This window comes from Marinobacter shengliensis (assembly GCF_030297115.1).
Classification (GTDB): Bacteria; Pseudomonadota; Gammaproteobacteria; order Pseudomonadales; family Oleiphilaceae; genus Marinobacter; species Marinobacter shengliensis.
The window spans coordinates 414,514-436,287 of the sequence record NZ_AP028062.1 but is presented as its reverse complement, the minus strand read 5'-3'; the positions used below and the strand labels follow the sequence as shown (position 1 = coordinate 436,287).

16 protein-coding genes are annotated in these 21,774 nt (G+C 58.4%); 10 read left to right on the top strand and 6 right to left on the bottom strand.

The features are described from left to right. Window positions 1–4 precede the first annotated feature (4 nt). From QUE75_RS01910 to QUE75_RS01900, 3 genes are read right to left on the bottom strand one after another with little or no spacing between them, the layout of a single operon-like run. Window positions 5–274: an MmoB/DmpM family protein gene (locus QUE75_RS01910; protein ID WP_106694354.1), complete on the bottom strand. Its 270-nt coding sequence runs from the start codon at window positions 272–274 to the stop codon at window positions 5–7. Beyond that, entirely contained in the window at window positions 271–1,272 is a 1,002-nt protein-coding gene (locus tag QUE75_RS01905) for an aromatic/alkene monooxygenase hydroxylase subunit beta (protein WP_286253325.1), read from the bottom strand. The genes QUE75_RS01910 and QUE75_RS01905 overlap by 4 nt, the downstream gene beginning before the upstream one ends. A gap of 52 nt (window positions 1,273–1,324) precedes the next feature. After that, a complete protein-coding gene (locus QUE75_RS01900; RefSeq protein ID WP_027951174.1) occupies window positions 1,325–1,585 on the bottom strand; it encodes a phenol hydroxylase subunit in 261 nt (86 codons plus the stop codon). A gap of 364 nt (window positions 1,586–1,949) precedes the next feature. Between QUE75_RS01900 and QUE75_RS01895 the strand changes: the two genes are divergently transcribed. The 8 genes from QUE75_RS01895 (at window position 1,950) to QUE75_RS01860 (ending at window position 14,393) form a co-directional block, all read left to right on the top strand. Then, window positions 1,950–3,653 (top strand): sigma-54-dependent Fis family transcriptional regulator, encoded by a 1,704-nt coding sequence (locus QUE75_RS01895; RefSeq protein ID WP_286253319.1) that lies wholly within the window; start codon window positions 1,950–1,952, stop codon window positions 3,651–3,653. Window positions 3,654–3,914: 261 nt separating this feature from the next. Then, window positions 3,915–4,907, top strand: a complete 993-nt coding sequence (locus QUE75_RS01890; protein WP_106694521.1) for a WD40/YVTN/BNR-like repeat-containing protein — start codon at window positions 3,915–3,917, stop codon at window positions 4,905–4,907. Window positions 4,908–4,918: 11 nt separating this feature from the next. Further along, window positions 4,919–7,384, top strand: coding sequence for an efflux RND transporter permease subunit (locus QUE75_RS01885; protein ID WP_106694350.1), 2,466 nt, complete (start codon window positions 4,919–4,921; stop codon window positions 7,382–7,384). 41 nt (window positions 7,385–7,425) lie between these two features. Then, entirely contained in the window at window positions 7,426–9,369 is a 1,944-nt protein-coding gene (locus QUE75_RS01880; RefSeq protein WP_061332474.1) for a DUF1302 family protein, read from the top strand. 18 nt (window positions 9,370–9,387) lie between these two features. Next, on the top strand, window positions 9,388–10,719 hold the full coding sequence (locus QUE75_RS01875; protein ID WP_286253315.1) for a DUF1329 domain-containing protein: 1,332 nt from the start codon (window positions 9,388–9,390) through the stop codon (window positions 10,717–10,719). A 72-nt stretch (window positions 10,720–10,791) separates the two neighbouring features. Then, the gene (locus QUE75_RS01870; RefSeq protein ID WP_286253314.1) at window positions 10,792–12,399 is read left to right on the top strand and encodes a methyl-accepting chemotaxis protein; all 1,608 of its coding nucleotides are present in this window, start codon (window positions 10,792–10,794) and stop codon (window positions 12,397–12,399) included. Then, entirely contained in the window at window positions 12,396–12,980 is a 585-nt protein-coding gene (locus tag QUE75_RS01865; protein WP_286253313.1) for an antibiotic biosynthesis monooxygenase, read from the top strand. Before QUE75_RS01870 ends, QUE75_RS01865 begins: the two co-directional genes overlap by 4 nt. A 24-nt stretch (window positions 12,981–13,004) precedes the next feature. Next, entirely contained in the window at window positions 13,005–14,393 is a 1,389-nt protein-coding gene (locus QUE75_RS01860; RefSeq protein WP_286253311.1) for an SLC13 family permease, read from the top strand. 36 nt (window positions 14,394–14,429) lie between these two features. Here the strand turns inward: QUE75_RS01860 and QUE75_RS01855 are convergent, their stop codons facing one another. Then, window positions 14,430–16,520 (bottom strand): tetratricopeptide repeat protein, encoded by a 2,091-nt coding sequence (locus tag QUE75_RS01855; RefSeq protein WP_286253309.1) that lies wholly within the window; start codon window positions 16,518–16,520, stop codon window positions 14,430–14,432. 186 nt (window positions 16,521–16,706) lie between these two features. Between QUE75_RS01855 and QUE75_RS01850 the strand changes: the two genes are divergently transcribed. Further along, window positions 16,707–17,696: a helix-turn-helix domain-containing protein gene (locus QUE75_RS01850; protein WP_286253307.1), complete on the top strand. Its 990-nt coding sequence runs from the start codon at window positions 16,707–16,709 to the stop codon at window positions 17,694–17,696. Window positions 17,697–17,729: 33 nt separating this feature from the next. Here QUE75_RS01850 and QUE75_RS01845 read toward each other — a convergent pair whose 3' ends face one another. Both QUE75_RS01845 and QUE75_RS01840 read right to left on the bottom strand, forming a co-directional pair. Then, window positions 17,730–18,755 (bottom strand): porin, encoded by a 1,026-nt coding sequence (locus tag QUE75_RS01845; protein ID WP_286253305.1) that lies wholly within the window; start codon window positions 18,753–18,755, stop codon window positions 17,730–17,732. 33 nt (window positions 18,756–18,788) lie between these two features. Then, complete coding sequence (locus tag QUE75_RS01840; protein WP_138436899.1) at window positions 18,789–20,477, bottom strand: arylsulfatase; 1,689 nt, start codon at window positions 20,475–20,477, stop codon at window positions 18,789–18,791. Window positions 20,478–20,821: 344 nt separating this feature from the next. Between QUE75_RS01840 and QUE75_RS01835 the strand changes: the two genes are divergently transcribed. Further along, on the top strand, window positions 20,822–21,772 hold the full coding sequence (locus tag QUE75_RS01835) for an alpha/beta hydrolase (RefSeq protein WP_286253301.1): 951 nt from the start codon (window positions 20,822–20,824) through the stop codon (window positions 21,770–21,772). Window positions 21,773–21,774: the final 2 nt, after the last annotated feature.

Genomic DNA, 21,774 nt, shown 5'->3' with positions numbered 1-21,774 from the left:
CCGATTATTTCCACTCAAGGATGAAGTGGTCATCGTCTTCGTCGACGTTGCCGCCAATACTGATGACATCGATAAGCATTTCCTGAACGTCCCAGTCACGCCCCAGTTTCTCTTCCATGGTTTCCCGGTTGATCACCAGGCGCTTCTCAGCCTGGATCCGGATCATGGCGGGCTGGTGCTGAATCTCAGCCTCAGGGTTATCTTCCATCACGGCTTCCGCCAGATAACGGGCGTTATCGTTGTCCTGAAATACAATGAATACGAGCTGGCTCATGCGGATACTCCCCGGCTCTGCAGTCCGACTTTCTTCAGGCGGGTAGACAGTTCCGCCCGGGCTTCGTCCAGTGCTTCAACGCCAACCGAGGCCTCTGCCAGGGGTTTAAGCGCGCTGTAAACCTGAGGCTCCCAGTGGTCGACCCACTGCTGGAGTTGTGCAACGTTGGCGTCGCTTTCACCGGCCACGGCTTTCATCATGGCGTTGGTCCAGCGCAGGGTGTCCTTGTACCAGTCGCGCATGAATTCGGTGAGCATCGAAACCTCTTCGGCGCCCTGGCTTTCCAGCCACTCGTCCATCTTGTGGTACACCAGCGGGAACATCAGGCCGTCCATCAGGATGTTCTGGAGCAGGGTCAGTTCGAACCAGTCCTGCACCACCAGTGAGTCTTCCACCAGTTTGCGCATGGGCTGCCACAGCTCGTCGTCCATCCAGTAGCCCTTGGATTCGTCCAGGGCGGTGCCGGTGCTGCCATCAATCATCAAGGCAATGCGGGACAAGTACTGGCCAATGCCCAGTCGGTCCATGGCCTGATAGATATGCATCTGGGACACGGTGGTGGCAGTGGCCTCGCCGGCAATCTTGCTGTTGTTCATGTTGGCGCCCAGTTCCACATGGCGCAGGGGCACCATCAGGCGCAGCAACAGCTTCTGGGTTTCTTCCGGCAGGCGGGTCAGCAGGTTGCGCTTGTCACAGAAGCCGTAGCTGGTTTCGGCCTGCTCCTGCATCTTTGCCCGGTTGCCCACATAGGCGCCGTAGTAGAACTGGCGAGGGTCAGACACCGCATACCAGTCTTCCATCCGGATGGCGGTGCGGCGCTCGTCGTTGAGCTCGTAGTTCGCATCCCACTGCGGGCGATAATGGAAGTTGGTTTTCGCTTCCAGGTCGTAGCTGGCTTCCTGGTAACGGGTAGCCGGCTTCTCGCCAAAACGACGGGCGATGTGGCTGTATGTCTGGCGAATAGGTTCCACCGAGGTGGTTTTGATTTCGATACTCATATCAACCTTTCCGTTTTGTTTTTGTGGATCAGATCGTGGGTGTTGCTGTTGTTCAGTAACGCTGACCGCGCTCGCCGAAGCGCCACTTGATCATGTCTTCGTCGATCTCACGGATCATGTCCGAATCCATATGGACCACGTTGTTGTGCTTGCAGAAAATCTCGAAGGCTTCCCTTGGCAGCACAAGCTCGACGAACAGCTCCGGATAACCAATGGCAAAATCGAATTCCACGAATTTGTCACCTGGCTCGCTGCGAACCCGGATATAGCGGGTCATTTCGTTGAAAGTCTTGGCTTCTGGTTGGTTCGTCATAGTGAGCCCCGTTTATGTTTGTGGTCGGCTTGCAATGTACTGAGCAACGGCTGTGCCACTTCGGAGATAACCACCACGACAGAGTATGTAGACCAATGTTTTTGATAGGTTTTTCAGGAGCAAACGAACGCTTCAAGCGGGTAAAACGAGCTCCGAACTTCGGCTCAAGTGGGGCTCTTTTTTCACCAAATGATCAAAATCAAGGGTGATCTGACCAAATGCTCAGACCAAGGCCCAATTCAACGATTACCTCCATTTTTTTACTATTTGGTTGATTTTTGACGTTGATCAGGTGTTAGATGATTAATTAATGAGCTCCTAATGAGCTGTTCCCCGCCTACAACGATAAAAGGGGTCTCCGACCATGGCTGTCAGTTACAAGCCACAACTGAACTACACCGATTTCAAGGATCTGACGGAGCAGATTCATTTCCAAAGCTCGGAAGGCAAGATCTGGTTTGGCGAGCAGCGGATGCTGCTGATGAACCTCACCTCACTGGGTGCGTTTCGCCGTGAGATCGTCAACAGCATGGGCGCAGAGAGAGCCAAGGGGTTCTTTCTGCGGCTGGGTTATCTGTCTGGTCTGAAAGATGCCGAGCTGGCCCGCAAACTTCGCCCGCATTGCAGTGAGCTGGACATTTTCCTGGCAGGCCCCCAATTACATTCGCTCAAAGGCATGGTCAAGGTGATCCCGCTGGAAATCGATCTGGACCAGGAAACCGGTGATTTCTATGGCCGCTTTGAATGGATTGACTCCTGGGAAGTTGAAATCTGCAAAACCGAACTGGGTCAAATGAGCGAGCCGGCCTGCTGGGTGTTGCTGGGGTACGCCTGCGCCTATACATCATCATTCATGGGGCGGGAAATTATCTTCCGCGAGGTGAGTTGCCGGGGTTGTGGCGACGAGAAATGCATTATTGAAGGCAAACCGGCGGAGGAATGGCCGGATGCAAAAGAGTTTTCCCGCCACTTCAAAGCAGACCCGATCATTGAAGAGCTCTACGACCTGCAGGAGCAACTGAACTCCCTGCGCAGTACCCTGCAGCGACAGCAGGGCCAGTACTACGGCATCGGCCAGTCGGCTTCCTATAACAAAGTGTGCAAGATGATCGACAAGGCAGCTCAGGGCAAGGTGTCTGTGCTGCTGCTCGGTGAAACCGGCGTTGGTAAGGAAGTCATCGCCAAGAGTGTTCACCTGCGCAGCGAGCGGGCCGACGGGCCGTTCATTGCCGTCAACTGCGCCGCCATTCCGCCAGACCTGATTGAAGCCGAGCTGTTCGGGGTGGAAAAAGGCGCCTATACCGGCGCCAACCAGGCCCGTGAGGGTCGCTTCGAACGCGCCCACGGCGGCACGATTTTTCTGGACGAAGTGATTGAACTGACCCCTCGGGCCCAGGCAACCCTGTTACGGGTTCTGCAGGAGGGCGAGTTGGAGCGGGTGGGCGACAACCGTACCCGCAAGGTCAATGTCCGGGTGATTGCCGCGACTAATGAAAGCCTCGAGCAAGCAGTCGAGCAAGGCCGGTTCCGGGCTGATCTGTTTTATCGCCTAAACGTTTTCCCGGTACAGATTCCGGCCTTGCGAGATCGCCTGGAAGACCTGCCCCTGTTGGCCGGGCACTTTCTTGAGAAGTTCCACGCCGAGTATGAAAAGCGCACGCTTGGCTTATCCGACAAGGCGTTATCGCTGTGCATGAATTACCACTGGCCGGGCAATATTCGAGAATTGGAGAACGTGATTGAGCGGGGCGTAATACTGACCGACAACAACGAAACCATCAGTCAGGATGCCCTGTTTGTGACCCCGCCCGCGACGGACAAACAGCCCGGTGAGCGTATTGATGAAGAAGGCAATATGCGTTCCGGCAGACCGGAAGGCGGCACGGGCAGCTGGTCCGATACCATTCTGGGTTCCGGAATTAGCCTTGATGAAGTGGAAGAAACCCTGATGCGCCAGGCGATGGAACAAGCCAATCAGAACGTTTCCAAAGCCGCCAGACTCCTGGGCCTAACCCGCCCGGCCCTGGCCTATCGCCTGAAGAAATCCGGCATTCTTGCCGAAAGCTGATCAGCAACCTGATTCATCCAGCAACAGGGATGTTGCACCACATTTCCGTCGCCTTACGAAATGGACAACCCGCCAGATCACTTGATCATTTGATTAAAATCAAACCCTGACAACCCCCCTCTGCTTTTGCCTCCAACCCTTCTAGAAACAAAATATTTACATATTATTCAATGCGTTAATTAATCACCATTCCAAATGGCACAGCCGTTGCTGATGGCATTGTCAGTCGCTTTTCACAACAACAAAGACGGTGACAAAACAATGCAAAACGCTTTCCTGCGCTCGAAGCGCAAAACGGCGGTGGCTGTCGCGATGGTCGGCGCATCGTCGCTCATCCTGACCGGGTGCGAAGCACCGCTGAATCTCGAATCCGTCAGGGCGGTTTCAGAGCAATCCTCAAAACGCACAGATTTCTACCAGGCCATGGCCAGCAACCACCAGGTGATTGTGGTGTCTGGCAATGATGGGGTTCTCCTGGCCAGTGATGACCAAGGCGATACCTGGAAGCGGCTACCGGTCGGCGCCGCCAGCAGTTTCCTGGCCATGGATGTGTGCCCAGATAACTCCTTTGTCGCGCTGGCCTTCGACAACCACATCTGGCACGGCACAGCCGATGCATCCGAGTGGACAGCCCACGCCATGCCCAGCCAGGAGCAGATGATGACCGCGGCCTGCGGGCCCGATGGTAGCTGGCTCGCCGCAGGCAGCTTTACCACCGTTCAGTTCAGCACCGATCAAGGCGAAAGCTGGGACGAAACCTCCCTCTACGAAGACGCCATCATCAACAATCTCCAGTTTGTCAGTGACGAGCAGGTGATCGCCACCGGCGAATACGGGCTGGTTCTGCGCAGCGACGACAGTGGCATGAACTGGGAAATCGCCGGCCGTGCTCCGGACGAGTTCTACATTCACGCCAGTTACTTCGCATCTGAGTCTGAAGGCTGGGTAGGTGGCCTGAACGGCTTCATCTATCACACCACGGACGGCGGTGAGAGCTGGGATCAGGTGCCGGCCGAAACCTCCGCACCGGTGTTTGGCTTCATTCCGGGTGCAGGTGCCGTCTACGCCCTGGCCGATAACGCCACGGTACTGAAACTGGGCGATGCCGGCTGGAGAAAGATCTCGGAATCCAGCCAACCACTCTACCTGAGAGCCGGGCTGGCTCTGCCAGACCATCGCCTGTTGGTGGCCGGTGGCCGGGGCCTGCTCTTCGACCTTGAACTCCCCACGGCCCTTGCCGCCAGTAAAGACTGAGGATTCCCACCATGTCCCAACTGCATCGTTTCACGCATTTGCTGCACCTGTTGGAAGTGTGGATCTTCAACAATCCACGCAAGGTGTTGTCGTTAATTGCCATTCTCACCCTGGTGTTTGCCCTGCGCATTCCGGGGCTCAAGATTTTCACCGATTTCGCGGACCTGTTGCCGCAACAGCACCCCTACATTGAGCTGCACAACAGCATCAAAGACAGCTTTGGCGGTGCCAACGTGTTGGTTGTCGGTGTTGAGTTCGAAGAGGGGGATATTTTCACCAACGAGAACCTGGCGCGGATTGATCGCATTACCCAGGCGGTGGACAGCCTGCCGGGGGTCAACCACAACCTGGTGTCCAGCGTTACCCACCGCAATTCCCGGAAGGTGTGGCTGACGGAAGTCGGCAGCATCAACTCCGAGCCTTACTACGATTCCACCCGGGGCCTGTACTCACCGGAGGCTCTTGAAGCCATGCGTGCGGATGTGGCTGCCAACCCGCGGGTTTACGGCCCCCTGGTGTCACCGGACCTGAAGATGGCCCTGGTGAAAGCTCAGCTGATTGAAGGCCAGCTGGACTACGAAACAACCTTCGCTCAACTCCAGCAGCTTCGGGCCAATGAAGCCGCCGAAGGCATCAATATCTACGCCACCGGCCAACCAGTCTTGGTGGGCTGGGCCTATACCTACATGGATCAGATCCTGCAGATCTTTATTTTCACCGTGCTGACCATGCTGGCCCTTCTGATCTTCCATTTCCGTAAAGCGTACGGTGTGCTCATCCCCCTTGGAGGCGTTCTGGTCTCAACGATTTGGGGGCTTGGGATTATCAGCCTGCTGGGCTACAACCTTGACCCCCTTGGGCTGGTAATCCCCTTTTTGATCGCCGCACGGGCCATGAGCCACGGGGTGCAGCTGGTCGAGCGCTACTACGCCGAAACCCTGGTACTGGGCAGTGGCCCCAAGGCGGCAAAAGCCACCTTCGACAGCCTGTTCCGCCCCGGCTCACTGGGCGTGGTGTCAGATGCCATCGGCCTGTCCCTGATTGCCATTGGCTCGATTCCCCTGAACACCCACCTGGGCATTTACGCGTCCCTGTGGGCGATCACCGTGGTGTTCACGGTGTTGATTGGTGTGCCGCTGCTGCTCTCCATTCTGCCCACCCCGAAAAATCCGGAAATCCGGGAAACCGCATTGCGTCACATTGGTTCCACCTGCTCCCGTACGGTCACCAAACCGGGGGCGGCACGGTTGATACTGGCGTTCGCCGCGGTCGCCATGCTCGGTGGCTTGCTGGCGTCTTCCAATGTGCAGATTGGTGACTCCGAACCGGGCTCTCCCATTCTGTATCCGGACCACGATTACAACCTCTCTTCCAGAATCGTTAACGACCGCTTTCCGGGTTCCGAGGAACTGTACATCGTTGCCGAAACCAGCGAGAACGGCGGTCTGAAGCGGCCGGAAGTGCTGGCGGCACTGTCCGATCTGCAAGCTCACATGCTGCTCGACCCGGAAGTAGGCGGCACCAAGGGCCTGCCAGACCTGATCAAGCAGGTTAACCGCCTGATGCACAACGACGACCCCCGCTGGTACCAGATTCCCCACGATGCCGGCTACGTGGGCGGATTGATGTTCACTTACATGGCTTCCAGCCCGGTTCCCGGAGCCCTGGACGAATTCAACGATACCGACGACCGCATCGCCAACCTGGTGTTCTATTACAAGGACCGCCAGGGCGAGACCATCCGCCGCGCCATTCATATGGCCAAGGAGTGGATTGACGCGCACGGCGACAGCGTGGAAGGCCTGACCATCCGCCTCGCCGGTGGCACCCTGGGTGTGGCTGCCGCCATGAACGAGTCCGCGTTCGAAACCAACGTGATCGTACTGCCACTGGTGTTCCTGCTGATTTTCATCTTCGTGATGCTGTTCTACACCTCCTGGCACGCCGGGCTGATGATGCTGTTGTCGATGCTGTTCGCCACCACGCTGACCTACGCCTACATGGGCATCAAGGGGCTGAGCATTGATATCAACACGGTACCGGTGATTGCCGTTGGCATTGGTGTGGGTATCGATTACTCCATCTACATGATGGATCGCATCCGGGAAGAAATGGCCAAGTGCCAGGATCTTCGCGAGGCGGTGCGTCGCGCAATATCCACCACCGGTATGGCCATCAGCTTTACCGCCCTCACCCTGATGGCCGGCATCGTGATGTGGGTGATCTTCTCTGACCTGCGCTTCCAGTCCGATGCCGCGTTGCTGCTGTGCGTTATGATCGTGATCAACGGCCTGGCCGCCATGCTGCTGGTGCCTTCCTGGGTGCTGAGTTTCCGCCCCCGCTTCATCACCGATGTGTACGCCGATGAAGACGGCATCCTGCATTCCGACCACAGAACCCCGAAATCAACTCCCTCTGCTGCTCCAGCCATGAAGCAGGAAGACGGATTTGTGCCAGGAGAACCGTACCGGGCCTGAGCCAGGTACCAACTCCCAAAAACCTGTAACGAGGACAAGCCATGCAAATAAAAACAAGAGGCCTGAGATTCTGGTGCTACACCCTGGCGGGTGGGGCCAGCCTGGCGCTGCTACCAATGACCACCACCGTGGCCGCGGAAGACACCCGCTTTAACGGCTACGTGGAGAACGCAACCTACGGGCGGGAGGGCGTTGGCCTTTCCAAGTTCCGTAACACCCTTCAGTTAGAGGCTCAGAAACGCGCTGGCGACATGGGCATCTTCAGTAACGTTCGCTTCAACGCCATCCTGCGGGGTAGTTACGATGGTGTTTATGATCTGAATGATGACGAGTATGGCCGTAACGCCGGCGGGCCGATTCAATTACAGGATCTTGCCCAGGGCTCCGTACCCCATGGCAGCGGTGTTGGCAGTCCTGCCAGCGCGATCCCCTTGCCGCCGGGAAACACCTTCGGCTTTGACACTACCCAAAACCCGAACGACGGCATGGTGGTACTGGGCGAACACCTGCACGGGCAGGACAACGGCGTAGCCTTTGGTGTTCCCGTCCGGCCCTGCGACAAAGACGACCGGGGCTGTATCCAGGGCTACCTGGATAAAGATTCAAACGAGATGAGGTTCCAGGAATTCAACGACCGGGCCGACTTCATCCGTGAACTCTACGCCGATTTCGACATTAACTTCTCCAACGGTAATATCCTGAGTACTCGTGTGGGTAAACAGCAGGTGATCTGGGGCCGAACCGACCTGTTCCGGGTGCTCGATGTGATCAACCCGGTCGACTTCTCCCGCAACAACATCTACGACGAACTGGAAGATATCCGGATTCCGATGTGGATGGTTCGTACCGACTACCGCATGGGGCCCACCGAAGTCTTCGACGGCCTGGCGTTTGATGATCTGAACTTCCAGGTGGTCTGGAACTTCGACAAGTTCCGGCCCCATGACATTGGCCAGTGTGGCCAGCCAAATGTGATTCTGGATGCCGGCTGCTTTTTCCGGGGCATGAATAACCTCTGGGAGAATGGTGGCACCGTGGCCAACTTCGCGGGCGCCACTCCTGACGGGGGGCTGGCAACAGACTTCGGCCCTGGCCAGATCGGTATCCGCAAGGCGCACATGCCCAGCTGGAGCCTGTCCAACACCCAGCTTGGTCTGAAGATGGAAGGGGTTTACGGCGATCTTGGCTTCTCGCTGAATGCGCTGACCTACCGTTCACAGCTGCCCTCGCTCCGTGGAGGCATACCCGCCCAGAACGGGTTCACAGGTGAAACCGGCGTTTGGCCGAGCCTGATTGCGTTCGACATTCACTTCCCGCGGGTCAACCTGGTGGGCGGTTCCCTCGATTACTACTCACAAGGCATCGATACCGTATTCCGGGTCGAAACCGCCTATACCTCCGGTGAGGAGTTCGCCAACACCCTCCGTGAACGGCTCTACTCCGAATCCGATGTTCTGCGTTACGTGATCGGTGCAGACAAGAACATCTTCATCCCGGCGCTGAACGAAAGCCAGGCGTTCCTGTTCTCAGGCCAGATCTTTGGTCAGCACATTCTGGATCACGAACGTGAGCAGCGCACCTACGGCGAGGCCGGTATCCCCGACTGGGAACACAACTGGACCGCGACACTGCTGATCAAGGGCTTCTACATGAATGGCCGGCTCAGCCCCCAGCTCATCACCGCCCACGATTTCCGTGCCCAGGCCACCGCCCTGGCACCGTCGGTTGAATGGCTGGTGACCGATCGCTTCAAGCTCACCGCCGGCGGCAACTTCAAGGTGGGCACGGGCGCCCGCAAGTTTGACGACTGCCGCTCCTGCAACCCCTGGGATCCGTTCACACAAACCCCGGGCGTTGTCGGACACCAACCGGGTGAATCCGCAGGTCTCTCCGGCTATGAACCCCTCGGTCGTTTCCAGTCTGGCCCCATCGGCATGGCCCAGAAAGAAGACGAAATTCAGCTGACCGCCCGTTACAGCTTCTGATAACAAGAGGACAGAACCATGAAAACCACAACCAAACCAACGCTGCTTTCCCGGTGCCTGGCCGCTGGCCTGGCCACCGGAATGCTGGCCTCACTGGCCCATGCCAGTGACGACGTTATCGAGAACTCTTTTTTCCCATATAACGATTCGGTGCCTACGAAAGAGGGCCTGAACACCGGCCTGGTGATCGACCAGTCTAACGTGGCCGAATTCAAAGATGTGATTGACCCGGCCTTCTACACGTTTATCGAGAATGGCTGGACTTCCATCACCGTGGGTGACACCACCTCCTTTGGCCTGAACGAAGGCTACATCGAGGCCACCCGCGCCGCCCTTGGCCAGGTATCGCTGGGTGACCAGGTGGGTGAGATCAACGGCTGGCAAGCCGGCCGCCCGTTCCCGGAAGAGCCGGATGCCAACGACCCGCGCGCTGGCGAGAAGCTGGCGTGGAACTACAAGTACGGTTACAACTGGGGCGACAGCGCCGCCATTTACCCGTTCTACTGGAAGTACCGGGACATGAACTCCGGCAAGCTGGAGCGCACCATCAAGTTCAACTTCCACTTCCTGAACTTCAAGGGTCGGGTAAACCAGGAACCGACGCCGGAAATCACCCCCAACCCGTCTGACCTGTTCCGTGCCATCTACGTGCAGGTACTGGACCCGGCCGATGTGCGCAACACCCAGTTGCTGATTCACCGCGCCGCAGATGACCTCAAGCGCGACAACTCCTGGCTGTACCTGGGCTTCCAGCGCCGGGTTCGTCGCCTGGCCACCGGCCAGGTAACCGATGCCTTCCTCGGCTCAGACCTGATGATCGAGGACTTTGAGGGCTACAACGGCCGAATTTCAGACATGAACTGGACCTACAAAGGCACCCGGAACATGCTGATGCCGTTCTACAACCACAACGACCTGGAACTGGATACCGAGACCCACCAGGACAGCGATGGCTACCAGGTTGTGGCCTTCGGCGGCCAGGGTGGCTGCTTCCCAAACATCACCTGGCAGCTGCGCAAGGTCTACGAAGTGGAATCGGTGCCGGTGGATGACAGCCACCCGCTGTCGCGCCGGGTTCACTACATGGACGCCCAGACCTTCACTATCCCGCGCACGGTGTCTTATGACCGCAAGGGCAGCATGTGGAAAACCTTCACCATTGGTCAGGCGCATCCGGACCATCACCTGCCCAAGAACAAGGGCAGCGGCGTGTCTATCGATGACAGCTTTAGCATGATCGATGTTCAGGCCAGCCACTGCACCACCGGCCAGTTCAAGGGCCAGGTTGACCCGGAGATGTCACCGCCACAAATGTTCAACGTGCAACACATGCGCGCAACAGGCAGCTGATCGGCAAGTCGTAGTTGCTCTCCTTTGGGCCCGCTGTGCGGGCCCCTTTTTCATTTCGGAGGATGAAAAAAGATGTCCCGATATGAACCATTACCAGGGAACGCGCAGGACCAGGATCAACTTCTGGTACTGACCGATGACAAAGGCAGAATTACCTACGCAAGCAGTGCTTTTTGCCGGCTGTGCGGCTTTGATGAAGACACGCTGAAAGCCGAAGGGTTCAGCCAGCTTCGACACCCGAACATGCCCAAAGGCCCACTGAATGATCTGTGGGAAACCCTGGGGCGGAATGACTCCTGGATGGGTATGATCCGGAACCGCAACGCCCGCGGCAACGATCTCTGGCTCGATGCCTTTGTCACTCCAATCTCGGACGAGCACGGTCGGGTCGTCGAATACCAGGCCATTTATCAGGTACCGGACGGTGCCACGGTTCAGCGCACCCAGCAGGTTTACCAGGCCCGGGCCAGGGGCAAACAACCACTGGCCCTGAAGCTTCCCGGGCTGGCGCCGGCCACTCAGCAATGGCTTCTGGCAACGCTGTTGTTCAGCCCCCTGTTGATAGCCGGGCTGATGGCCCAACCCGCACTGTTCGCCGTTCTGTTTACCCTCAGCAGCGCCCTGTGTGGCCTGGCGTTTTTCCTGCTGAACCGCCCCTTACAAGCGCTGTCCCGGTACTGTCAGGGCATTGTAGACCACCCCATCAAACAACTGGTGTACACCGGCCAAGCCGGCACCGTCGGCAAGATCCAACTGGCCATGCGACTGGTGGAAACCCGGCTGAACGTGATGATCGCCAGGGTACGGGACAGCGGCAGCCAGATCGAAGGCTATGTCGGCCAGGCCAATACACTGTTGCAGGCCAGCACCCGAGCGTCTGAACAGCAGCTCTCCGGGTTGAGTACCGTCGCGGCCTCGGTGGAAGAGTTCAGTGCCACCATCCGGGAGGTGTCCGAAAGCACCCATCAGGCCGCCCATCTGAGCACCCGCAACCGGGAATCCGGTGACGACAGTGCCCGCTCCGCCGCAGCCGCACAGGAAAGTATTCGCACCCTGGCCCGGGAACTGGAAGAGGCCGGCGACATTGTCCAGGAGCTGGACCAGAACAGTCAGGCCATCGGGCGTATACTGGATGTGATCAATGCCATTGCGGAACAAACCAATCTGCTGGCGCTGAATGCGGCGATTGAAGCCGCCAGGGCCGGTGAAAACGGGCGAGGGTTTGCGGTGGTTGCCGATGAGGTTCGATCCCTGGCCAAACGAACCCAGCAATCCACCGATGAAGTTCGCGAGATGATCAGCGCCCTGCAGGAAGGGTCTGCCCGGGTGGTTGAATCCATGGAAAAAGGCAAGCGCCAGTCAGCGGCCAGTGTTGAACAAGTATCCGCCAGCGCCGAAGCGCTTCAGGCCATTGTCGCCGGCATTAACGAAAGCGATGGCCTGAACCAGCAGATTGCTGCGGCCACCGAGCAGCAGAGCCAGACCGTCAGCCAGCTGAGCCAGGAGATCCACACCATCCACCAGCTCGCCAGCCAGACCTGTCACCAACTGGCAGATACGGTAAACGCCGGTGAATCCGTTGGCCACCATGTGTTCCGCCAGAAGTTTCTGATCAAACACCTGATGCCCGCCGGCGCCAGCAATGCCCGGCAAGTACAGCTCAAGGAGAAGGTATCGTGACAACGCACACCAACCAGGACACCCACACTCCCCTCACGGTGGTGGTTTCCCGCCGGGTAAAAAAAGGTGAGGAATCGGCCTTTGAGCAACTCAGCAGCCAGATGACCGAAAGGGCCGCCAGCTTCCCGGGTTATCTGGGTGCCACCATGTTCCGGCCCTCCTCGCCGGATGACCCGGAATACCGGATTGTCTTCAAGTTCCGGGACCGGGACACCCTGACCGCCTGGGAAGACTCCCCCGAAAGAGCCGAACTACTTGAGCAGATTGAAGCGCTGCTGGCAAAACCCAGTGAGCGGGAAGTCACCTCTGGCATTGTCACCTGGTTTACCCTGCCCGGTCAGAACCCGGTCAAACCGCCACCCAAGTGGAAAATGACCTTCGTCAGCTGGCTGGCCCTGTATCCCGCCGTTACCCTGGTGTTCCTGCTCTTCGGCGACCTGCTGGCACAGATACCGCTGCTGCTGCGCACCATGGCGGTCACCATCGTGGTCATGCTGCTGATGAGCTACGTGCTGATGCCACGGATGACCCGGTGGTTTGCCTTCTGGCTGTTTCCGAAAAAGAACCACGATGTTCGTTAACGGCGAGAAGGATCTTACCCGGCAATGACCAACCTGCCTGTTAGCCGGTCTCAGTGGCTCGCGCTGGCCCTGATTCCATTATTGTCTGCCGGGTTGCTGTTCAGCCCGGTGGCGGGTTGGTTTGACGGCCCGCAACTGCTATCGGCCTTGCTGGTGATGGCCGGGCTTGTGCTGTTCGCCACCGGCGCCTTGCCGGAGTTTGTCACCGCCCTGCTGGTGCTGACCCTGGCCATGCTGTTGTCGCTGGCCCCGGCCGAGGTGGTGTTTTCCGGGCTCACTTCAACCGCCTGCTGGCTGATTGTGTCCGGGCTGGTGATCGGCATTGCCATCTCGGAAACCGGCCTGGCCCAGCGGGTGTCAGACCTGTTTACCCGCCACCTGGATACCAGCTATACCCGGTTGATCGCCGGCATTGTGGTGATCGGCATTGTGCTGGGCTTTGTCATGCCGTCCTCGGTGGGGCGTATTGTTCTATTTATTCCCATCGCGCTGACCATCGCCCACAGCTGTGGCTTTGAGCCTGGCAGCAATGGCCAGAAAGCCGTCGGGCTGGCGGCGGCCTTTGGCAGCCATCTGCCCACCTTTGCCATTCTGCCCGCCAATGTCCCGAACATGATCATGATCGGCTCTGCCGAGAAGATTCATGGCTGGAGCCCGATGTTCGGGGAATACCTGTTGCTGCACTTTCCGGTGCTGGGCATCCTCAAGGCCATCCTGCTGGTGGTTGTGCTGGTGCGGTTGTACCCGGACAGCCCGAAACCTGTTCCGCAAGCGGGCCCAAGCCGGCCGTTCGATTTCACGGAATCGCGGCTGATGGTGATTCTTCTGGTGACCCTCGGGTTCTGGCTGACCGACACCTGGCACCAGATCTCCGCGGCGTGGATTGGCCTGGCCGCAGCGACCCTGCTGCTGATGCCCGGTATTGGCATGATCTCCACCCAGAGCTTCAACCAGAAAGTGAATATCAGCTCGATTCTGGTGGTGGCCGGCCTGCTGGGCATTGCCGGGCTGATCAACCATCAGAACATCAGCGGCATTCTGGGCGGCCATGTACTGGCCTGGCTGCCGTTGGAGCCGGGGCGGGATTTCGCCAACTTCCTTACGTTGTCACTGGCGGCGACCGCGACCGGGATGGTCACCACCCTGGCCGGCATTCCGGCAACGCTCACACCCCTGGCCGGCGCCATGAGCGAGATGACCGGTTTCAGCCTGGAAGCGGTGCTGATGACCCAGGTTCTGGGCTTCTCCACCATCATCTTCACCTACCAGTCCGTACCCTTGATGATGGCCATGCCCCTGGCCGGCATTCCCATGCGCCATGCCGCCCGGTTGTGCCTGATACTGGCCGCCCTCACCATCGTGATTCTGTTTCCGCTGGATTACCTGTGGTGGAAATGGCTGGGGTGGATCTGAGGCTACAGCGCGCCCCAGCCCCGGTTCTGGTTGTCCCTACAGGTGGTTCATCAGTGCCCGCAACTGGGCGTTGTCGGGGTATCGTTGCAACAAGGCTTGGGTCACTTGCCGGGCTTTGTCCTTCTGGTCCAGCTGGAACAGTGCAACCGCGTACCGGTAGCCAAACAACCACTCGCCGGGCGCCAGCTCATAGGCCCGTTCCAGATCCGCCAGCGCCGCCGGGTAGTCTTGCAGGCGAATGCGGATCAGCCCCCGCAGGTGAATCAGTTGGGGTTCATCAGGGCTGTGTTCCAGGGTTTTATCAATGGCCCGGACCGCTTCCAGGTTGCGGTCTCCGGAACGAAGAATATCGGTCAGCAGGATGGTGGCGGGCACATAGCTTCGGTCTTTGGCCAGAGCACGTTTGAGTTGTTGCTCGGCCTTGTAGACATAATCCCCGGCCATCAGGTATCGGGCTTTCAGCACACTGCCCGCGGGCAGGTCTGACTGCATATCAACATAGTGCTCGTATTCCCGCTTAACCCCGGCCCAGCGTTCGGAGTCCGGCAGGCTGCCACTCCACACCATGGATTCAAAGGCCACCAGCCTGACCGCCAGTGATTCATCAGCCAACCCGTGCTCGGCAAGGTTCCGGACCCGGCCCGTCTCGCCGTGCCTGAGCACACGATAGGCGCTCTCGCGGATCACCGCATGATCGCTCTGGGCCAGGCGCCCCACCACCGACATGTGCCGGGCCACGAGGGCGTCCCCGTGCTGTTCCAGCAGCGTTGCCCGGCGAATGGCAGGCTCGCCCTCATCGGCCAGATAGGCCAGAACCTCTGACAGGTTACGTTGCTGAACGTGATGCCAGGTGTCCGGCTGGTAAAGATCCGGATACCAGCTCCCGACGGTTTCTATCGACCAGGCACGATCCTGGTCTGTGTGGCACGCCAGGCAAACATCCGGGCTGCCGGATGCCTTCGACACATCAGGCCGGGGCACCATGAAACTGTGCTCCCGCCGGTCATCGATTCTCATAAACGTGGCTTCGGGCATGTGGCAGCTTACGCACTGCGCACCCTCGCTGTTGCGGGGGTGATGGTGGTGATCCGGGGTATCGTAGTCACCGGCGTTGTGGCACTGGGCACAGACACCGTTGCCTTCAATCTTGAGCTTGCCGGTATGGGGGTTGTGGCAGTCCGAACAGACCACACCAGCCTGGAACATCTTGCTTTGTTCAAAGGAGCCCAGCACAAATACCTCTTCCCGGACTCGCCCATCAGAGTAATACAGCGGTTGATCCAGCCGGCTCAGGCTGAACTGGTCGTGTACCTGGCCACCGGCGGAATCCGTCAGGCTGGTGCGCAGGGAATGGCACTGGCCGCAGGTGGCCACCTGTTTGGAACCAGGCTTGGCCCCTTTCAGGCGAGGCGGCTGTTTTCCTTCGCTCACCAGCCAGGCCCCCACCGCCGCCAGTTGCACGCCGGCGGCCAGGGAGTCTCCGCTACTCTGGGCAGAGGCATGGTCCAGAGCCGCATCATGGCACGCGGTGCAACTCACGGCCACGTGCTGCCACTCGGTGTGGTAGCGGTCTTCCACCGGGTCGTAATGACGCTCCAGCCCGGTGGAATGGCAATCGGCGCATTGGTTGTTCCAGTTCTGGTAAATGCCGGTCCAGTGCATGGCATCACCGGGCCGGTTCTGCCCCGGTTCATCCAACCGGAACCAGCGCTGACCGCCGTCGGACTTGCTGCGGGTATCCCAGGCAATATTGAAAGCCTGAAGGCGGCCATCGCCAATATCAATCAGGTACTGTTGCAGCGGGTAAACCCCGAAGGTATAGCGGACGGTCCACTGGCGTTTTTCGTCACCCTCCCGGGTGTGAATAACGAATTGCCCGTCTTTCTCCAGGAATTGAACGGCGAGCTCTGAGTCTTGATAGCGGGCGCCGGAGAAGTCACCAGCCGCCGCCTCCGGGCTGGCTTCAGCCATGGCGACGGCATGCTGGGAGCGGGACCACTCGGCCACTTCCCCTTCATGGCAGTCCACACAAACAGAAGGGTCGGCCACGGCCGTGCCGCCGGCCAGCACCTGCAGACCGATGGCTAATAGCCTGCAGCCTCGCTTCATCATATCGTTCAATTCCATGTTACTTCAGCACCCATTTCACCAGATCATAAACCCGAATTCCCGGAATATCCTGTGACCACCCCTGTAAGCCCACGACTTGCAATGGCTGGCCCAACTTTCGGGATGTGGCCTGCCGCTTGCTTGATTTATGATAAAGATTGTGAAAATCCCGTTGGCTGAACACACAAAAACAACGACTCCGCCATGAACGAAAAACAGGTTCCATTCCGATACAACGTGGGTGTGCGCTCTCCCGATTTTGAGGAGGCAAAGGCCTTTATCAATGCCCACATTGAAGACCGCGAGGTTGCCCCTCTGTCTCACAGCGGCCGGGCCGAAAACCTGCTGACGTTGCAGCCTGTGGGCAGCAGCTCGTTGTTTGGCGCCATGTGGTCCGAGAAGGTTCACATTCAGTCCGAAACCCAGCAGACCTTTCACGCGGTTCTGGTGCTGTCCGGCAATATTTACTGCAAATCCCTGGATACCCATGTGCCGGCCGACAGCCTGGTGTTGACGGCGCCGGGCAAGCAGGCAGACCTGGTCTGGGAAAAAGGCACCCGGGCCGTGGTGATGAGCCTGGCGCGCCAGAAACTGATCGACACCCTGGGTGTCCCGGACCTCAGCTTTCTTAGGGAAACCAACGCCTTTATCCCCGGTAATCATCAAGACGCCCTGGTGTTGAGAAACGCCATTACCTGCCTGGCGCAACAACACGAAATCTGTCACGGGCGGATCGACCCGGCGGTTCAGTCCCAGTGGGAAGGCTTGCTGCTGGCACAATTTGCAAACCAGTTGCACCGTGAGGGCCTGGAAAACCCGTCGATACTCCCGGGCCGGATTCGCCTGGCAACGGAATGGATACTGGCGCATATTCGCGAACCCATCTCGGTGTGCGACCTGCTGCGGATCACCGGCGCCAGCCGGCGGTCGCTGGAATCCGGGTTTCGTACCTACCTCAACACCACGCCGGCAAAGTTTATTCTGTGCCACAAACTCAAAGGCGTTCGGGAGTTACTCCGAACCAGCCCCGACATCAACATCGGCGATGCGGCGTTTTCCTTCGGCTTCAACCACCTGAGCCACTTTACCCGCCAGTACCACGAAGCCTTTGGCGAGCTGCCTTCGGAAACCCTGCGGCAGTGCCGTGCATCCCGGGTTGTGGTCAGTAAAAAGGCCCGGCTCGATTCGGTTTAATGCCGAATCTCCCCGGGCAAGACGCTTTCAGAGTCAGAAGGTTAGGTTAAAGCCAATGGCGTAATTGGTATCGGTCACGAGCGCCCCTTGCGGGCTGACAACCGGCTTATCGTATTGGCCGGTTTCTGCCCATACCTTCACCTGAGGGGTGATTCGCTGCTCGAGCTTCACGGTGTAGACGGAGTTGTCCGCCGCCGAGTAATCGTGATCCTTTTCCTTGTAGCCCACCGCTATGCCAGCACCGCCTTCGGTGATGTATTGGGCAGAGACACCGTAGGAATCAAAATCGGCCTTGCCTTGCGGGTCCAGTGGGTATGGCGCATTCCGGTTGTTTTCCCAAACCGCACCCAGGGCCAGACCGCCCAGCTGGTAACTCACGCCAGCGGCAGAGATCAGGTAATCATCCGTGGCAAACGGCGGCAGTTGCTCCTGCACCAATTGAGTGGTTCCGATGGCGAATCCGAGGTTGTCGCCCTTATGAACCAGTCGCACCGAGCGACCATCGGCATCTTTACCGTTACTGTCGTTCAGGGTGATCGCCGCGAATACCAGCTTGGTCTTCATAAACCAGGGGGTATGGTAGGCAAAGGTACCTGAGGTCCGATCCGGCTGGGCGAAGATGCCATCGGGTCGTGGGTCTGCCCGAGACACGTTGTATTCATAGTGGTTGATTGGCCCGTAGATATCCGTCCACTGGCCACTGGTGCCCCGGGGCGCCGCCACAAACAACCCGTAGCGGGTTGGCAGCCAGAACTTGGCCTCTTTCACATGCACATCGGCTTCACCATCACGGCCGGTGGTGGGGTCATCGGCGCTGTTGGCGGCCCAGGCAAGGTCCACCTCAACGGCGTAGTTCAGGTTCAGGCCTTGATCGATGGCTGCTTTGCCTTGCAACCCGAGTTCAAGTTCAAACGCTTCTGCTTCCGCGTCTTTTCCTTCGATCTTCAGGGCACCGGCATTCAGGTTTCCGTAGAAGTTCGGTTTATCCAGCTCGACCGCGAGGGCCGGGCTGGCGGCTGCACATATCGCAGCCACCAGCAGTGTCTGTTTCAGTTTCATGGCGTATCTCCTGTTTTCTGACATGGGGTCGGGTTACTCAACACACTTGCCGTACAGGCAGGTGGTGAAGCTGTATCCAACTCTCCGCATGTCGGCAGGGTCAGCTGCGATCACGCCATTGCGCTTGACGTACTTGTCCCACTCAGCCAGCAGTTGTTTCAGCTTTTCAGGTTCCTTGCTGGCCAGGTCCGTGGTTTCAGTAGGATCAACAGCCAGATTGAAAAGCTGCCATTCGCCCGGGCCATAAGGTGGCTCCATCAGTCGAATTTTCCAGTCACCCATGCGCACCGCGGAACGGCCATAGAGTTCCCATCCAACAACCCGGTTTTCCGGAGCCTTGCCGTTCAGGCCGGGCACCATCGAAATGCCTTGAACCTCGAATACTTCCCGGCCCTTGTAAGGGCTGGTAGGAACATCGATACCCGCCAGTTCCAGGAACGTCGGCATGATGTCCATCACATGGAAAAACTCGTGGTTGATTTCGCCGTTGGCGTCTTTACCCGGTAGGCTGAGGATAGCCGGCACCAGGAAACCACCCTGGGTTGGGTAGCCTTTCCACATCGGCCATGGCGTGGCACTGACCTGGCCCCACTGGGCGCCATACCAGATGTAGGAGTCACGACGGCCCATGTTCTCGAAGCTGTTGTCGTACTCAGAGGCAATCCATTCCTTGTTGCGGGGCAACACTTCCGGGCTGTTGCCATCTGCGCCGTTATCGGACATGAACATGACCACGGTATTATCGAGCTTGCCAGCTTTTTCCAGGTGACCAATAACACGGCCGATGTTCTCGTCCATGTTGTCGACCATGGCGGCGTAGATCTCCATCTTTCGGGCTTCGATCCTGCGCTGCTCATCGGTCAGCTCATCCCAGCTCGGCAGCTGGTCAAAAGGTACGTTGGCGGCGAGTTCATGCCCAACCAGCCCCATGTCTTTCATCTTGCCCAGGCGCTGCTGGCGAATGGCTTCATAGCCCTCGTCGTAACGACCCTCGTATTTCTTGATGTAGGAATCCGGCGCCTGCAGGGGCCAATGGGGTGCGGTGAACGACAGCACATGGAAGAACGGTTTGTCGCCGGCTGCGGTTACGTACTCAATGGCTTTGTCGGCGTAGAAATCCGAAGAGAAGAAGCCATTGGGCACCTCTACCTGCTTGCCGTTCTCCAGGTAGATGGCTTTCGGATCGACACCGATAATCGCCCGGCCATCATCAAAGTGGCTGGCGCCGCCCTGCACCAGCACCCAGGATTCGTCGAACCCACGCGCATTGGGGCTCAGCGCTTCAGTCCGGCCAAGATGCCATTTACCTGTGGTGGATGTGTGGTACCCGTTATCCCGCAGCACTTCAGGCAGAGTCACCACCAGATCATTCAGGTGGCCCTCGTAGCCTGGCTGCCCTTTCTGTTCCGGCGTCAGCAGCTCGGCCATGTTGCCGATACCGGCGCGGTGGTTATCGGTGCCGGAAAACAGCATGGACCGGGTCGGGGAACACGTGGGTGCGGTGTGGAAGTTGGTCATCCGGATGCCTTCATTGGCCAGGGCATCCAGGCTCGGGGTTTCAATCTCGCCCCCAAACGCGCCGATGTCTGAATAGCCCAGGTCATCGGCGATAATCAGCAGGAAGTTGGGTTTTTCAGCCTGGTTGGCTGATGCCAGCGTAGACGCTGCCACCAACCCCAGGGCAAGCCCCAACCGACGAAGCAGCGTGTTGTTTTTGTACATGCTATGCCCTCAATCAGTTCGTTGTTGTGCCACCAGTGTGTGGTCAACACCATTCTGCTGAGGGTTTGTGGGTAAGGGTTATCCCGTATGCGCAGGCGTTGTCATAAATGCGCAACAAAGATGATTGGAGCTGCGAAAAGTGGTTACGCATTTCCTGAAATCCATGTGCGAATATCCTGAAATCTGGCTGTGCTGAGCGTGGAGAAAATCACTGTCCAGACCAACCTTCAAAAACGTAAAACTCCTATACATTGTTGTTTTTAAAAAACAACACAAAAAAATTGCCAGTGCTGGCATATCGGTTGCTCCTGCGCTTGTGACAACAACAAACACGAGGACCAACCATGGCTCTGGATCACGCAAGCCGCCAGTTTCTCCAACAGCTCACCGATCAGAATGCGCCCGCCTTTCACACACTGAGCGCTCCTGACGCCCGTGCGTTCTTTTCCGCACTTCGGGAGATTATCGGCGAGGGCCCCGCAGTCCATAATAGCGACGAATTCAGCATTCCATCGGGTGAGGCGACGATTGCCGTGCGAGTGCTGACACCGACACCCAAGCCCGACGGCATCATTGTCTATTTCCACGGCGGCGGGTGGGTTGTCGGCGATCTCGACGACTACGACACGCTGGGCCGTTTCATAGCAACCGAAAGTAACTGCGCTGTCGTATTGGTGGATTACCGGCTGGCGCCCGAGTATCCCTTCCCTGCAGCCATGAACGATGCCTGGGCTGCCACGCAATGGGTAGCTAACAACGCAAGTAGAATCATCGGCTCCCGCGATCTTCCGTTGATCGTCGGAGGCGACAGCGCCGGGGGCAACCTGGCCGCAGTTGTCGCCCGCAAAGCCCGGGATGCCGGAGGCCCAGCCCTGGCCCAACAGGTTCTGATCTATCCGGTCACCCAGCCAGACCTGACTACTGCCGGCTATCAGGACCCGGAAAACCAGGGCCTGCTGAACCAGGCCGACATGGTCTGGTTCTGGGACAGTTATGTACCGGAAATCGGCGAGCGCCAGCACCCGGATGCTTCACCACTGCTTGCTGAAGACCTGTCAGGCCTGCCCCCGGCGGTGGTGGTCACCGCAGAGCACGATGTCCTGAGCGACGAGGGTACTGCCTACGCCAACCGGCTAAAACAAGCCGGCGTGCCCGTTAGCCATAGACAGTTCGACGGCCAGATTCACGGTTTCTTCACCATCCTCAACGCCCTGCCCGAGAGCACTACGGCAAGACAGTTTGTCGTTGGCGAAATCCGTCGAGCAGTGCAGAACGCCTCTACCTCAAGCGTGTAACA

Coding starts and splice junctions, on each gene's coding strand:
- QUE75_RS01910 (WP_106694354.1), bottom strand. CDS start 274: ATGAGCCAGCTCGTATTCATTGTATTTCAGGACAACGATAACGCCCGT.
- QUE75_RS01905 (WP_286253325.1), bottom strand. CDS start 1,272: ATGAGTATCGAAATCAAAACCACCTCGGTGGAACCTATTCGCCAGACA.
- QUE75_RS01900 (WP_027951174.1), bottom strand. CDS start 1,585: ATGACGAACCAACCAGAAGCCAAGACTTTCAACGAAATGACCCGCTAT.
- QUE75_RS01895 (WP_286253319.1), top strand. CDS start 1,950: ATGGCTGTCAGTTACAAGCCACAACTGAACTACACCGATTTCAAGGAT.
- QUE75_RS01890 (WP_106694521.1), top strand. CDS start 3,915: ATGCAAAACGCTTTCCTGCGCTCGAAGCGCAAAACGGCGGTGGCTGTC.
- QUE75_RS01885 (WP_106694350.1), top strand. CDS start 4,919: ATGTCCCAACTGCATCGTTTCACGCATTTGCTGCACCTGTTGGAAGTG.
- QUE75_RS01880 (WP_061332474.1), top strand. CDS start 7,426: ATGCAAATAAAAACAAGAGGCCTGAGATTCTGGTGCTACACCCTGGCG.
- QUE75_RS01875 (WP_286253315.1), top strand. CDS start 9,388: ATGAAAACCACAACCAAACCAACGCTGCTTTCCCGGTGCCTGGCCGCT.
- QUE75_RS01870 (WP_286253314.1), top strand. CDS start 10,792: ATGTCCCGATATGAACCATTACCAGGGAACGCGCAGGACCAGGATCAA.
- QUE75_RS01860 (WP_286253311.1), top strand. CDS start 13,005: ATGACCAACCTGCCTGTTAGCCGGTCTCAGTGGCTCGCGCTGGCCCTG.
- QUE75_RS01855 (WP_286253309.1), bottom strand. CDS start 16,520: ATGGAATTGAACGATATGATGAAGCGAGGCTGCAGGCTATTAGCCATC.
- QUE75_RS01850 (WP_286253307.1), top strand. CDS start 16,707: ATGAACGAAAAACAGGTTCCATTCCGATACAACGTGGGTGTGCGCTCT.
- QUE75_RS01845 (WP_286253305.1), bottom strand. CDS start 18,755: ATGAAACTGAAACAGACACTGCTGGTGGCTGCGATATGTGCAGCCGCC.
- QUE75_RS01840 (WP_138436899.1), bottom strand. CDS start 20,477: ATGTACAAAAACAACACGCTGCTTCGTCGGTTGGGGCTTGCCCTGGGG.
- QUE75_RS01835 (WP_286253301.1), top strand. CDS start 20,822: ATGGCTCTGGATCACGCAAGCCGCCAGTTTCTCCAACAGCTCACCGAT.